Raw genomic sequence first — 13,484 nt, 5'->3', positions numbered from 1 at the left:
GGCGCTCAGTCGATGTCGTAGGTTTCCGGGGTATCCCAGGCTTCGGGCTGCATGCCTTCCGACGCCCGGCGGATGTCGATCGCATCCAGCTGCGGCGCCAGCAGCCGGATCAGTTCCACCGCCGGGTCACGCAACACCCGGCCCTCGGGAAGGATCGCCCACGCGGTGCAGTCGGGGATGGCCGGATCCGCCGGCAGGACGACGAAGTTTTCGTGGTCGCCCTGGGTGACCGCCAGCTCGGCCACCAGGCCCACGCCCAGGCCCGCGCGCACATACGCCTTGATCAGGCCGGCGTCCTGGGCGGAGCAGGAAAAGTGCGGCTCCAGGCCCTGCGCCTCCATGACCTCGCACAAGGTGGAATGCGGTCGGCGCGAGGACTCGTAGGTCACCAGCGGCCATTTCGCCATCGTCGCCAGGTCCACGCCGTCGCGGTGGTTCGCCAGCTCGTGGCCGATCGGCACCAGCACCACGCGCCGCCAGCGGAACAGCGGCACGGCCACGCCCTCGGGCACGTGGTCGCCGGCGGTGCTCAGCAGCACCAGGTCGGCACTGTTCTTGTCGACGGACCGGATCGGCTCGCCCTCGCCGACCGGGTGCAGCCGCACGCTGAGGTCCGGGTAGCGCTCGACCAGCTTCGCCAGCACCGCCGGCAGCACGTGGCGGGCATAGGTCTCGGGTGCGGTGATGTGCAGGTCGCCGCTGATGTCGCCGCGCTGGTTGGCGGCGTAGCTGCGCAGGCCCTCCACTTCACCGACGATGCGGCGAGCGCTTTCTATGACCCGCTCGCCCGCGGGCGTGATGCCGATCAGCTGGCGGCCGTGGCGGGTGAAGATCTGGAAGCCGAGCGTGAGCTCGATCTGCTTGAGGTGGCGCGAAAGCGAGGGCTGCGAGGCATGCATCGCCGCGGCGGCGGCGCTGATGTTCAGGCCGGCGTCGACGATGGCCACCAGACAGCGGAATTCTGTCAGCGTCATGATCAGGGTCCCTCCCTGCGCTTGGGCGCAACTGCACCGGATTGGCGCCAGCCCCGGACCACACGCGGTCCCGACCGCGCGGCTTCCGCCCGGCCCGAGGTACTCCGCGTGCTCCCCAAAGATTTGAAGTTGCACCACTTCGGGGCCGATTTCAACTTTGGTCGAATGCCGCTGATTCCAGATCGCGGGAAGGCCCTTGAATACACTCATTCGCTTTCCGCATTGGACTCGCTGGGGCAGCTTCCGCGAGTCTGTGGGTCGGGCCGGATTCGCCGGCCCATCCAACGGGTTGATAGCTCCGGCATGGACCGGCGCGGGGCCCATTGGCTGTTTTTCTTTCGAATTTTTCGGGGAGACAACGCGGATGAAACCCACCACGCAAGTGTTGGCGGCGGCCATTGGTGCCGTCGTCATGTGTGCGACCACCACTGCGGCCGCCCAGGCCGAACTCCACTTCGCCAAGCAGCCCGTCGACGGGCAGTACATCGTGGTCCTGAAGGACGACGTGGCGCTGCTGGCCGACGAAACCACCACGCAGGGCAACCGCCGCGTGCCGTTCGTGCGCGACATGGCGCGCCAGATGGGCGCCGAGCATGGCGTGCAGGTGACGATGAGCTACCAGAACGTGCTGCGCGGCTTCGTGGTGCGCGCCGACGACCGGGCGCTGGCACAGCTGATGATGGACGACCGGGTCGCCTACATCGAGGAAGACGGCGTGGTCAGCATCAAGGCCACCCAGAACAACGCCACGTGGGGCCTGGACCGCATCGACCAGCGCGACCGCCCCCTCAACGGCACCTACATCTACGACACCACCGCCAGCAACGTCTACACCTACATCATCGATACCGGCGTGCGTCCGACGCACAACGATTTCGGTGGTCGCGTGCTCAGCGGTTACACCGCGATCAACGATGGCCGCGGCTCCGATGACTGCAATGGCCACGGCACGCACGTGGCCGGCACCGTCGCCGGCAACACCTGGGGCGTGGCGAAGGCCGCGCGCATCGTGCCGATCCGCGTGCTGGGCTGCAACGGCTCGGGCACCAATGCTGGCGTGATCGCCGGCATGGACTGGGTGGCCAGCAACCACGTCAAGCCGGCCGTGGCGAACATGAGCCTGGGTGGCGGCGCGTCCACCGCCACCGATGATGCCGTGACCCGCATGCGCAATGCCGGCGTCACCGTCGTCGTGGCCGCAGGCAACGACAACGCGAACGCCTGCAACTACTCGCCGGCCCGCGCGAGCTCGGCGATCACCGTGGGCTCCACCGCCAGCAACGACGCGCGCTCGGGTTTCTCGAACTTCGGCAACTGCGTGAACATCTTTGCACCGGGCTCGTCGATCACGTCGGCATGGCACACCTCCAACACGGCCACGAACTCCATCAGCGGCACCTCGATGGCGGCCCCGCACGTGGCCGGCGTGGCTGCGCTGTTCCTGGCGGACAATCCGTCGGCCAGCCCGGCCCAGGTCGAGTCGGCGATCTACAACAACGCCAGCACCAACAAGCTGAGCAGCATCGGGTCGGGTTCGCCGAACCGCCTGCTGTACTCGCGCTTCGATGGCGGTGGCGGTGGCCCCGACCCGGATCCGAGCCCGAGCGAGCTGCAAAATGGCGTGCCGGTCGGTGGCCTGTCGGGTGCCGCGGGCTCCGAGCGGCGCTACACGATCAACGTGCCCTCGGGCGCCAGCAACCTGGTGATCTCGATCAGTGGTGGCTCGGGTGATGCCGACCTGTACGTGCGCCGCGGTTCGCAGCCGACCACCTCGGCCTACGACTGCCGTCCGTACCTCAACGGCAACAACGAGACCTGCACCTTCGCCAGCCCGCAGGCCGGCACCTACCACATCATGGTGCGCGGCTACTCCAGCTACTCCAACGTCACGCTGCAGGGCAGCTTCACCGAAGGCACTGCGGCACCGTGCACGAACTGCACCAAGTACAGCGGCTCGCTCAGCGGCACCGGCAACGCCCAGGTGCAGCCGAACGGCACGTACTACCAGTCCGGCGCCGGCACGCACCAGGGCTGGCTGCGTGGCCCGTCCAACGCCGACTTCGACCTGGAGCTGTATCGCTGGAGTGGTTCGAGGTGGGTCCGCGTGGCGCAGGCCACCTCGCCGGACTCCAACGAGGACATCAGCTACAACGGCACCTCCGGCTTCTACTACTGGCGCGTGCTGTCCTACTCGGGCAGCGGCAGCTATGACCTGTGGTTGCGCACGCCCTGAACCTCCCCCTGTAGGTTGAGGATGTGCCCTCCGAGCCCCGGCCTTGTGCCGGGGCTCACCTTTTGTAAGCTTCGCGGATGAAGACCAACCCGCGTTTTTTCCTGCCGATGATTTCCGCCCTGGCCCTGATGCTGGCCCTGGCCCCGATGCCGCCCGCGCACGCCGCCGACACCCTGGTGGTGCTGGTGCGGCATGCGGAAAAGCTGGACGAGCCGGGGCCGGACCCGGCGCTGAGCGAAGCCGGGGAGCGTCGCGCCCGGGCCCTGGTGGGCCGGCTCGAGCACGCGGGCATCGACACGATCTACGTCACTTCCCTGCAGCGCACGGCGCTGACCGCGAAACCGCTGGCGGCGCACCTGGGGCTGGAGCCGCGCGTGTTCTGGCCCAACGAGGAAGGCCATGGCGCCGCCGCGCGTGCGCTGGCCGACCGGATCCGGCGCCAGCATTCCGGTGGTTCGGTCCTGGTCGTTGGCCACAGCAACACCCTGCCGATGATCGTCGAGGCGCTCACCGGCGTAGTGCGGGAAGAGATCGACGAGGGCGACTACGAGAACCTGTTCGTCATTGTCGTGGACGCCGAGGGCGGGACGCGGCTGTTGCCCGCCCGGCAATAGTCACCCGCTGTCGGGCCGTTCCCGGCCCCGCGCCCGGGCATCCACCCGGGCGAAGAGGCCCGCAGGATTCACGACGCGCTGGTTGGGGCGGAAGCGGCAGCCCCGGTCGGCTGGGCCGGCCGCGAGACGTAGGACTGGGCCTTCGCGCCGATCTCGCGGAACTTGCCCGACGCCGATTCCAGCTTCCCGGCCCATTCCGGATTGGGCTCCTGTCCGTCGGTGGCCTTGAAGTACGCCTGCACCAGGGCCGTGGTGGCGAACGGGTCGATCAACGCCGCCTTGAGGCTCCAGGCAGCCAGCGCCGCCAGCACCAGCGCCCAGACCCCGCCGATGGTCGGGAAGAACGCCACGACGAGCGCGACGGGTGCGAGCACCACGAGGAAGATCACGAAGGTCAGCGCCCACACCACCAGCGTCAACCACAGCGCGTTCTTGATCAGGTTCCGGTAGTTCTGCGCGTAGAGCACCATGCCGTCACGCGCACCCGCCCACGGGTTGTCGATGCGATTGCGGATGTTGTGCGCCAGGATCGCCTCGTCGACGTAGGTCAGGGACATGTTCACGACCGCCAACGCGAACTGCGTGACGCCCTGCAGGCCCGGAATGGGCAGGAAGTTGGTGACCCGCGTGACGGTCCGGTTGAACGCGCGCAGCACCACCTTGATGAGGCGATCCACGGCGAACAGCACCGAGGACTCGATGAAGCGCTCGCGGATCACCGCTGCACCGTGCTGCAGCTGGCCCTTCCCGTCCGGAATCGGCTTGCCGTCGAGCAGCTCCACCAGCACCGCCAGGTGTGCCGCCTTGACCATGTACAGCAGGTACTCGCGGGCCCAGTACAGGACGCCCGACACCAGCGCGAAACCGATCAACGCGCCCACGCCGCCACCCGAGCCCGCACCCCCACCGATGCTGCCCACCATGTAGCCCAGGCCGCCTCCGATGGCGATGCCCAGGACATAGGCGACCAGGATGCCGAAGTACACCAGCACGCGCAGCACCAGGAACGGCAGCGTGCGCAGCATGAGGCCCATGATCTTGCCGATCTCAAAATCCCACATGTTTCCCCCTGTCTCAGTACGCTGCAAACCTCGGCACCGGGGTCACGAGTGCGTTCCTTTACCCGCACCACCGCTCCGAATCCCTGAGTAAGCCACTGTATGAGTACTTCAACGAAAAAATCGACTGGCAAGGCCAGAGAAGGCATTGCGGGTACGACATTTGCCGACTCATGAGACTTGGTCAGCCCGACGCCCGCACGGCAGATCAGGAAGCGTGCATGCGCAACAATTAGCCAAGCGCCTGTTGGATTCTGACTCCATCCTAGTTCCGATCGATTGTCTGGTCTTCGAAGGCGCCACATCCAAGCGCGTTCTCTCGGTCACACTCGAGAACATCGGGCAGGACCGAGAGATCATCAAAGACTTCTTTTGCGCACTCGAACCGTTGCTCAGTTCCCGATTTGATATCCGTGATCAACAGGCCATACGAAGGTTTCTCGTCCCCGAACTCGCCGAGGTAGTGCTTGTAGACGCGGTACTCGGCGTGATCTGTTCGGGCCGAAATCTCTAAATACTCGGTTTGAAATCGCGAGTAGTGGTTGAACCGGAACGGTGCCACTGACGAACTCAAACCTAGACTCCGAGAGGCCGAGCCATCGGCAGCAACGAGTTCCAAACGATGCTCTTGCCGTTCGCTCGCTTCGCCGGGACTCTCACAGAAAGCTATGCGCTCCCCCTCGATTCCTACGCAAGAGAATTGAAGAGTGGCGCCGGGGCTATCGCACGTGAAAGCTGGTTGCGTGGGCACTTCCTCTGCATGGACAAGTGCGGTCGTCAGCACGAGCATCTCAATCATTGCGCGCGCCATTTCGGCGAAAGTTCTCATAGTTTTCTCTCATCCGTAGGTCGTACCCGCGCTGCGCTGGCCCGTTATAACGGCGGGCAAAGGCTAGCCAATCTTTTCCAACCAGTGACCTCTGCAATACCGCGTCCGAAGAAATGAACGAGACGAACATCCGGAGATGAAATTTTTCCGACACGCTGGCGGCACGCACCATCTCCCTGACTGATTCGAATCCCGCGGCGACATGGTTCGCCCCCATGATTTGGAACTTGGTCCACGAAGCTGACTTCAGAGCAGCTTCCTCACTCAGCGCGTACGCTCTCAGAAGTTTCCGATATTGGTCGCTCCACGTGCCACCTGCCCCGGCACGACGGTCGGAAATGTCGGGATGGGACGCATCAAAGGCTCCACTCGTGAGCCTGTGAAAGTAGTGGCGCTCATAGAGGATCGCAGGCACGGAATCCCAGCCCCGCAATTGAAAGAAGCTTCCCATTGCGCCGGTTTCGGCTTGAGCCACCGCCTTGATGGCGGCGACCTCGCACCCCAAGAGCGAAGCGGCAACCTCATAGTCCGACTCTTCGATCCTCTCGCCTGAGTCGAAGTCCAGAAAGTCGAGAGCGACTTCACCTGCATCAATCCTGATTAGGGGGTGACCTTCGGCAGACCGGTCGTTGCCGGGAATTCCTTCGTGGGCCTCGGTCCTGGACTTCACGAGCAGAGCCGGGCTGTACGCCGTCAGGATGCGTTCGCCACCTCCGAAGGTGGTGGAAATCACCTTCTTGAAACCCCCACGAGCCCTTTTTACCAGCAGCGAGAGTTCCTCCCCGACCCTTAGCTCGCTGACACTCTCACTGAGCCCATCAGCATTCGTGATCCCTTCGAGAATCACGCCCCGGTTGCTCTCCAGAACAAATTCCAAACCAGAGATGGCCCTCAGCAACTTGTCTACGAAAAGAATCCGAAGACTTCCTTGCGTGCCGCCCTCCTCGGCCCTACCGAGTTCACCTTTCTCCTCAAGGGGCAACTGCAACATTTGTCCGACTGCGATTCGGTCCGGATCTGGTATTTCGTTTGCCACTACGAGCTCATCAACGCTGTAGCCAAAGCGCCGTGCGATCGCGCCCAGAGTGTCTCCCGCCGCAACGACGTACTGCGACGGCTTCGTTGCGACACTCATGCCTTCGTCTCCAAGTGAGACTCCACCGCGACCGTTTCATGAAACTCCCAATCTCCTTCACTGACCCAGATCGAAACGTCTGTTTCGCTCTGGCAGGTGAAGACTCGATCTCCCACGCTGACGTTCGAGGCCGGGAACGCCAGTGCTCCAGTCCGTGCGATCTGAAAGTCCACTGCGGCGCGGGCGGAAATCGCGAACGGATGGGGGAGTGGCCCGGGAACAATCACCTGCTGGCTATACCTTGCAGGCGGGTTGAACTTTTCGAATGGCAGCGTTGACAACGTCGGTGTTGCGCTTGCCCCTCCAGAAAACGGATGCATTGCCCCTTTGGCGGTGAACCGCCCACTGCACGCGAATGTGACGTTGCCACCGGACAGCGTGATCGCACTGTTCCCCACCCGCAGCTCGATACGCTGCTTCGCAAGCACCTCTACGCTGTCGTCGGTCGAGCTGATCGTCACGCTGTCGTCGGCCAGGAGTTCCAGGGCATCCGTATGCGCGTGCAGGCTCACCGGCCCGTCGGCGGCAACCAGGCGCAGGGGCCCGGCATGGGCGCTGAGTCCGGCGCTTTCGCCGGTGGCCAGGGCGATGGTGTGGGCGGCCGCGAGATGCAGGTCGTCCTGGCACGTCAGGCTGATGTGCTCGCTGGCGTGCAGCGCCATCGTTCCGGCACTGGTCAGGGCGATGTCGCTGGGGGCTTCCAGCAGCAGCTGTGGCTGGGCGAAGCGCTCCGTCGGTGCGTCCGGATCCCTTGTACCCGGCGCAGGCTTTCCAGAGGGCTGGCCGCCCACCGGACCCTCGTACGCGGCACCGGCGTCGGGGTCGAGGTGATCGAGCAGGGTCTCGATCGCAGCGTTCGCCGCCGTCGCGGGAACGCCGCGGGCGGTGGCGGCGTCGGCGACATTGGCCGATGTGGAGCCGGCCGCCCGGAGCTGGCCCTGCGCGTCGCGCGTGTCCATCTGCACGGATCGCGCGCCCTCCCGGGCCGTGGTGGATAGCAGCAAGCCGCCGGCGGCGTGCATTCGCCCCCAGCCGCGACTTCTGAGTTCGAACCCGCTACCGCGGCAGTCGCCTCGCCGGGTGCCGGACTGGTCGATCAGGTGTCCCAGCTCGAGGCAGGTGTCGGTCAGCGTGGTCTCGATGCGCTGGCGCAACTGGCCGTCGGTGTCGTCGACCACCCACTGCTGCGGATGGCCGCCGTCCAGGCCTTCGGTCCGTAGGCCGCTGAGCACGCCGGCATGGTTGGCGGAGCTGCCCTGCCCTGCGGCAAACGGGAGCTTGATGTCCGCGTTGTACAACTGGCCGACGATGACCGGGCGGTCGATGTCTCCGTGCTCGAACTCCACCAGCACTTCGCTGCCGATGCGGGGCAGGAAGTGGGTGCCCCAGTTCGGGCCGGCGACCGCTTCGGCCACCCGCACCCAGGTGCCGCTGCGCTGGTCCCCCGGGGCATGGCCTTCCGGGGTGGCGCTGCTGGCCGCGTCCTCCAGGCCACCGGCCAGCGGGGCCTTGCCGCGCTGCCACGGAAACTGGATGCGCACCTGGTGGTCGCGTTGGCTGGTGATGGCCTGGTCGGCATGACCCACCACGCGTGCGGTCTGCGGCCCAGGCGCCGTGGGCCGCACGCGCGGCAGGGGCAATGGGGCGAGCTCGGCCGGGGCGCAGACGAAGCGGTTGCGATAGGTGCCGCGTTCGATGTCGGTGGCCTGCAGCAGGGTCGCGATTCGCGCACCCAGGTTGTTGGCCGCTTCGTGCTCCACGACCAGGGGCCGGTAGCGTTTCCCGCCGAGGCCCTGGTGCTGCAACAGCGTGAACCCCACGCCCGCCGCCAGGCCGCGAACACTGCCCTCGCCGGCATAAAGCTCGCCGGGCAGTTGCAGCGCTCCCAGGCGCGCGCGCGCGCAGCGGGCCGCGTCCTCGTCACCATCGAAGCGCCTGGCGCCGGCGCCATCGAACACGTCCCATCCCGGGGATTCGCTTGGACCGCGCCCCTCGGTGGCCGACGCTGCCTCGAGCCGGTCGCACGCCCAGCTGGCCACCGTGGCGCTGTCGGGCACCACCGCGAACTGCCGGCTGAACAGGGTGATCGCGTCGCTGGCTTCGGTGGCATCGACCCGGTGGAAGCGCACCGCGGCGGGGTCTGCATCCGCGCACTGCGCCTGCGCGTCGAACACGACCAGGCGGTGCCGCACCTGCCGGCCATGCGCTTCTTCGGCGGCGTGCTCGATGTACCAGGACAGGCCGTCCTCGGCCATCACCCGCTGCACGAACTCCAGGTCGGTCTCGCGAAACTGCGTTCGGATCGCTCGCGTGGGCAGTGGCAGCGACAGGTCGAAGCGCACGTTGGCCTGCGGGTAGTCGGCGAACACCCGCTCGAGCACGGCGCGGGCGTCGCAGTCCTGGAACACCAGCGCATTGCGGCGATGCGCCAGCAGGGCCAGCCAGGGCTCGAGCACCAGCCGGTATCGCGCCAGTCCACCGTCCGCGCCGGTGCGCCGTGCCTGCGTGACCAGCCCGTGCCAGTGCAGCGGCTGGCCGGTCGGGCGCGCCAGGCGCAGGCCGACTTCGCGCCCCAGCAGCTCGCGCAGGTCGAGGAAGGCCGAGGCGGAGATGCAGTCGACCTCGAAGCGGAAGCCCTCGCACACGGCCTCGCGCCCGCGCAGGCGTTCCACCTGGAGGGCGTCGGGCAGGGGGGTGTCGATCTGCAGCAGCCGGCTGCGCTGGGAAATCAGGCCCATCCAGGCCTTGGCGGTGACCGCATCCATGGTCGTGCTTCCAAAAGGTGTTGCGTCGGGGAGCGCCACCAATCCGTTGGGGCGCGGACATGCTTGCACCGGGCCGGAACATTTTCAACTCGCCAAGACCGCAGCGCCCCCGCCGGGTCACGGATCAGTCGTGGCGCCCGGGAAGCGCGGACCGGGCGAAATCCACCAGCCGGCCGCGGAAATCCGCGTCGAAGTAGGGGCAATCGTTGTGGCCGCACTCCAGCGTGACGAGGGTGCCCTGCGCTGCCTGCTCGGCCAGGGTGCTTCCGTGCGTGTAGGGAATGATCGTGTCGCGGCGTCCGTGAAAGACCAGCACCGGCCCGGAAAACTCCTCCACCAGCGTGAGATTGTCGAAACGGTCGCGCACCAGGAACCCCGGCGCACCGAACTGCCGGGCGAACGCGGCCACCGAGGTGAAGGGCGACATCAGCACCAGCGCCGGAAGCTCGCGCTCGGCCGCCAGCTCGGTGGCCGGGCCGCTGCCGACCGAGCGGCCCACCGCGATGATCCGTTTCGGGTCCACCTCGGGATGCTGCTGCAGCCAGTCGTGGCCAGCGCGCGCCACCTGCATCAGCGTCTCGCGCGTGGGCGGCCGTCATTGCCCGCGTAGCCGGGATAGCCGGTCAGGAGGACATGGAATCCGTCGTCGGAAATGTCCGCGAAGAAGCCGACGTTTTGTCCCACGGATTCCGCGTTGCCATGGAAGTAGATCAGGGTGGCCAGCGCCGGCGCCCCCGGAGGCGCGGCGATGAACACCGCCTCGACCGCCCCGAAGGGCGTCTCCAGCGGGACCCGCCGGGCGCGCGCGGGCAGCGCGGCATCGGCCGCCCGGGAGAACCCGGCACCGGGAAACATCATGCTGCGCTGCTGGGTCCACAGCAGGGCCAGGTAGAGCCCGTAGCCCAAAGCGACCACACCCAGCAGTCCAACCAGCGCCCGCGCCATCGAAAACCTCCGCTCCCAGCTTCCCTCCCGGCCATGCTAGAACATGTGGATGCGAAGGTTCCTCATCATCGGTGCCGTGGTGGTGGTCGCCGTGGCGATCAGCGTGGCCCTGTGGGCGGGGCAACGCCTCGCCGACGTGCCCTCGCTCGACGTGCACACCGTCCCCTTCCCGGAGAGCGACGCCGGCCTCGTCCTGGCCGACCCGTCGCGCCTTCGGATCACGTTCCTGGGTGCGACCACGCTGCTGTTCGACGACGGCGAGACCGCCTTCCTCACCGACGGCTTCTTCAGTCGCCCGTCCTTCAGCGAAGTGGTGCTTTCACCGCTGGAGCCCGACATCGAGGAGATCGCACGGGTCCTCGAGCGCCTCGGCGTGGAGCGCCTCGAGGCGGTGATCCCGCTGCACGCGCACTACGACCATGCGATGGATGCCTCGAGCGTGGCGGAACTCACCGAGGCCCGGGTCATCGGCAGCGAGTCGGTCACCAACGTCGCCCGCGGCCACCCGCTGCCAGAGCGGCAGATCCAGTTGATCGAGGACGGCGAGACGATCGCGCTGGGCCGATTCCGCCTGACCTTCATCGAATCGCTGCATGCCCCCGGCGACAGGGCCCCGGGGGTCATCACCGAGCCGCTCAAGTCCCCGTCCCACGCGACGCGCTTCCGCACCGGCACGGTCTACTCGATGCTGGTGGAGCACGAGGGGCGGCGGGTGCTGGTGCATTCCAGCGCCGGTTTCCTGCCGGGCAACCTGGCCGACCACCAGGCCGATGTCGTCTACCTGAGCATCGGCGACCTGGGCACGCAGGGCGCGTCGTATCGCGAGGCGTACTGGGACGAGGTGGTGGCCGCGGTCGGTGCCCGGCGGGTGGTGCTGACCCACTGGGACAACCTGTTCCTGCGCCTGGACGACCGCTTGCAGCCCGCGCCGCGGCTGTACCAGGACCACAAACCGGCGATGGAGTCGCTCTACGCACTCAAGCTGCGTGACGGTGTTGAGCTGAGGCTGCGCGGGTGTTCGTCGCGGCCGATCCGTTCGTCGGCCTGCCCGACGAACCGGAGGAGGATGAGGACGAAGACGACCTCGAACCGGTCCGCCTCCCGCTGCCGGACTTGCGCGACCGCGAATAGTGGATGGGCCACGACGCCGTGGCCCATCCACCGACTCACCAGTCGGTAGGCCGGTAGTCCTTCAGGAACTGCCCCCACACGTGCGTGCCGGTGTTGATGCCGTCGATGATCGGGTCGACGATCCGCGCGGCGCCGTCGACGATGTCCAGCGGCGGGTGGAAGCGCTCCTGCTCGACCTTCTTCGCGGCCAGGTCGGCGGGATCCTCGTCGGTCACCCAGCCGGTGTCGACGCTGTTCATGTGGATGCCGTCGCCGTGGTAGTCGGCCGCCGAGGTGCGCGTCATCATGTTCAGCGCGGCCTTGGCCATGTTGGTGTGCGGGTGCCGGGTGGTCTTGAAGCTTCGGTAGAACTGCCCCTCCATCGCCGACACGTTGACGATGTGCTTGTCGGCACCCGGGGTGCGCAGCATCAGCGGCTTCAGGCGCGCGTTGAGGATGAAGGGCGCGACAGCATTCACCAGCTGCACTTCAAGCAACTCCACCGAAGGCACTTCGGCCAGCTGCAGGCGCCAGGAATTGCGGTCGCGCAGGTCGACTGCTGCAGGTCCTGGTCCAGGCGGCCCTCCGGGAACAGGTGCTTCTGGCCCAGCAGTTCCTCGGCCAGCAGCGGCACCTGCGACAGCTCGGCGGCGCGGGTCAGGCCGTCGGCACCGGCCAGTGCCTTGTCGTTGCCGACCTGCAGCACGCTGCGCTTCGCCTCCGGCAGCAGGTCATGGCTGCGCAGGCCTTCGTAGTTCCCGACCAGGCGGCGGATCGCCTCGGGGGCGTCATCGATCGACCCGGTCTCGCCCTCCATCATGTGCGCGTAGAACTCGGGCGGACGGCGCACGGTCTGGCAGGCGTTGTTGATGATGAAATCCAGGCGCTCGCGCGTGGCCAGCAGGTGGCTGCAGAAGGCCTCGACGCTGGGCGTGTGGCGCAGGTCCAGGCCGAACACCTCCAGGCGATGGCCCCACTCGGCGAAATCCGGCTCCTCGGCGTAGCGGGCGGCGGAGTCGCGCGGGAAGCGCGTGGTGACGATCAGCGCGCAACCGGCGCGCAGCAACTTCAGGCCGGCCTGGTAGCCGATCTTGACGCGGCCACCGGTGAGCAGCGCGACGCGGCCGGTCAGGTCGGCGGTCTCCGTGCGCTTTTGGAAGTTGAACTGCGCGCAGGCCGGGCACATCTGGTCGTAGAAGTGGTGAACCTGGGTGTACTTCACCTTGCACACGTAGCAGTGCAGCACTTCCGGCGAGGCGCCCAGCGTGTCGCCCGCACCGGGCACGCCCGCGACACGGCTTTCGTCGGCTGCGCCGGCATGCTCGAGCACGTTCTCGCCGCCCGGCGGATGCGGCGGGAAGTAGTTCGGCGTGCTGAACACCGGCTTGCGCCGCAGCGTGCGGATGCCGGTCTGGTCGAGCAGCGCTTCGGTGCGCTTGACCTTCTCGGCATGCGCCTCGCGCTGGAGCTGCTTGAGCTTGCGGCGGTTCGCCTTCGGATCCGGGTGGTGCACGCGGGCCACCGCCAGGTGCAGGCGCTTTCGATCCGCCTCGGGAAGGGCGTCGAGGACGCTGCGGTCCGCGGCGATCGCTTCAAGCAGGGCCAGCGCAGCTTCCACGCGGGCGGAATCGGTGATCGCGTCCTGGCTGGACGGGGCGACGGGGGAAGTGTGCACGGGCAGGTCCGGGATGACGGCGAAAGCGCATCGCCGGCGGGATCCACGGCGAGACGGCGCAGTACCTTGGCGGCACGCGCTGGGCGCGATGGTACGTGCTAATGCACGCCACGGCGACCCGGGAGACCGTACGGGCCGCCCACCTG

At 67.2% G+C, this 13,484-nt stretch carries 10 protein-coding genes and 1 pseudogene; 3 read left to right on the top strand and 8 right to left on the bottom strand.

The window, feature by feature from the left end; translation table 11 throughout:
• Window positions 1–5: 5 nt before the first annotated feature.
• Window positions 6–974, bottom strand: coding sequence for a LysR substrate-binding domain-containing protein (locus FU658_RS10405; RefSeq protein ID WP_147892026.1), 969 nt, complete (start codon window positions 972–974; stop codon window positions 6–8).
• A 412-nt stretch (window positions 975–1,386) separates the two neighbouring features.
• Between FU658_RS10405 and FU658_RS10400 the strand changes: the two genes are divergently transcribed.
• Together FU658_RS10400 and FU658_RS10395 are read left to right on the top strand one after the other, a co-directional pair.
• Window positions 1,387–3,207 (top strand): S8 family peptidase, encoded by a 1,821-nt coding sequence (locus tag FU658_RS10400; protein WP_147892025.1) that lies wholly within the window; start codon window positions 1,387–1,389, stop codon window positions 3,205–3,207.
• Window positions 3,208–3,284: 77 nt separating this feature from the next.
• Window positions 3,285–3,821, top strand: coding sequence for a phosphoglycerate mutase family protein (locus tag FU658_RS10395; RefSeq protein WP_147892024.1), 537 nt, complete (start codon window positions 3,285–3,287; stop codon window positions 3,819–3,821).
• 68 nt (window positions 3,822–3,889) lie between these two features.
• Here the strand turns inward: FU658_RS10395 and FU658_RS10390 are convergent, their stop codons facing one another.
• The 6 genes from FU658_RS10390 to FU658_RS10365 form a co-directional block, all read right to left on the bottom strand.
• The gene (locus FU658_RS10390; protein ID WP_147892023.1) at window positions 3,890–4,882 is read right to left on the bottom strand and encodes a hypothetical protein; all 993 of its coding nucleotides are present in this window, start codon (window positions 4,880–4,882) and stop codon (window positions 3,890–3,892) included.
• A gap of 262 nt (window positions 4,883–5,144) precedes the next feature.
• On the bottom strand, window positions 5,145–5,678 hold the full coding sequence (locus FU658_RS10385; protein ID WP_147892022.1) for a hypothetical protein: 534 nt from the start codon (window positions 5,676–5,678) through the stop codon (window positions 5,145–5,147).
• On the bottom strand, window positions 5,671–6,843 hold the full coding sequence (locus FU658_RS10380; RefSeq protein ID WP_147892021.1) for an N-acetylmuramidase domain-containing protein: 1,173 nt from the start codon (window positions 6,841–6,843) through the stop codon (window positions 5,671–5,673). Before FU658_RS10380 ends, FU658_RS10385 begins: the two co-directional genes overlap by 8 nt.
• Entirely contained in the window at window positions 6,840–9,608 is a 2,769-nt protein-coding gene (locus tag FU658_RS10375) for a type VI secretion system Vgr family protein (protein ID WP_147892020.1), read from the bottom strand. Before FU658_RS10375 ends, FU658_RS10380 begins: the two co-directional genes overlap by 4 nt.
• A gap of 124 nt (window positions 9,609–9,732) precedes the next feature.
• Window positions 9,733–10,179, bottom strand: coding sequence for an alpha/beta hydrolase (locus FU658_RS10370; protein WP_147892019.1), 447 nt, complete (start codon window positions 10,177–10,179; stop codon window positions 9,733–9,735).
• Window positions 10,179–10,553 (bottom strand): hypothetical protein, encoded by a 375-nt coding sequence (locus FU658_RS10365; RefSeq protein ID WP_147892018.1) that lies wholly within the window; start codon window positions 10,551–10,553, stop codon window positions 10,179–10,181. The genes FU658_RS10370 and FU658_RS10365 overlap by 1 nt, the downstream gene beginning before the upstream one ends.
• A 49-nt stretch (window positions 10,554–10,602) precedes the next feature.
• Here FU658_RS10365 and FU658_RS10360 point away from each other — a divergent pair, with 49 nt between their 5' ends.
• A complete protein-coding gene (locus FU658_RS10360; RefSeq protein WP_187266053.1) occupies window positions 10,603–11,733 on the top strand; it encodes an MBL fold metallo-hydrolase in 1,131 nt (376 codons plus the stop codon).
• Here the strand turns inward: FU658_RS10360 and FU658_RS10355 are convergent.
• Window positions 11,720–13,299, bottom strand: a pseudogene (locus FU658_RS10355) (SDR family NAD(P)-dependent oxidoreductase). The gene FU658_RS10360 and the pseudogene FU658_RS10355 overlap by 14 nt on opposite strands.
• Window positions 13,300–13,484 lie beyond the last annotated feature (185 nt).

This window comes from Alkalisalibacterium limincola (assembly GCF_008017755.1).
Taxonomy (GTDB): Bacteria; Pseudomonadota; Gammaproteobacteria; order Xanthomonadales; family Xanthomonadaceae; genus Alkalisalibacterium; species Alkalisalibacterium limincola.
Note: the sequence above shows the minus strand (reverse complement) of the source record. Positions and strands in the feature narration are given on the sequence as shown.

Coding starts and splice junctions, on each gene's coding strand:
- FU658_RS10360 (WP_187266053.1), top strand. CDS start 10,603: ATGCGAAGGTTCCTCATCATCGGTGCCGTGGTGGTGGTCGCCGTGGCG.
- FU658_RS10365 (WP_147892018.1), bottom strand. CDS start 10,553: ATGGCGCGGGCGCTGGTTGGACTGCTGGGTGTGGTCGCTTTGGGCTAC.
- FU658_RS10405 (WP_147892026.1), bottom strand. CDS start 974: ATGACGCTGACAGAATTCCGCTGTCTGGTGGCCATCGTCGACGCCGGC.
- FU658_RS10385 (WP_147892022.1), bottom strand. CDS start 5,678: ATGATTGAGATGCTCGTGCTGACGACCGCACTTGTCCATGCAGAGGAA.
- FU658_RS10380 (WP_147892021.1), bottom strand. CDS start 6,843: ATGAGTGTCGCAACGAAGCCGTCGCAGTACGTCGTTGCGGCGGGAGAC.
- FU658_RS10400 (WP_147892025.1), top strand. CDS start 1,387: ATGTGTGCGACCACCACTGCGGCCGCCCAGGCCGAACTCCACTTCGCC.
- FU658_RS10395 (WP_147892024.1), top strand. CDS start 3,285: ATGAAGACCAACCCGCGTTTTTTCCTGCCGATGATTTCCGCCCTGGCC.
- FU658_RS10390 (WP_147892023.1), bottom strand. CDS start 4,882: ATGTGGGATTTTGAGATCGGCAAGATCATGGGCCTCATGCTGCGCACG.
- FU658_RS10370 (WP_147892019.1), bottom strand. CDS start 10,179: ATGCAGGTGGCGCGCGCTGGCCACGACTGGCTGCAGCAGCATCCCGAG.
- FU658_RS10375 (WP_147892020.1), bottom strand. CDS start 9,608: ATGGATGCGGTCACCGCCAAGGCCTGGATGGGCCTGATTTCCCAGCGC.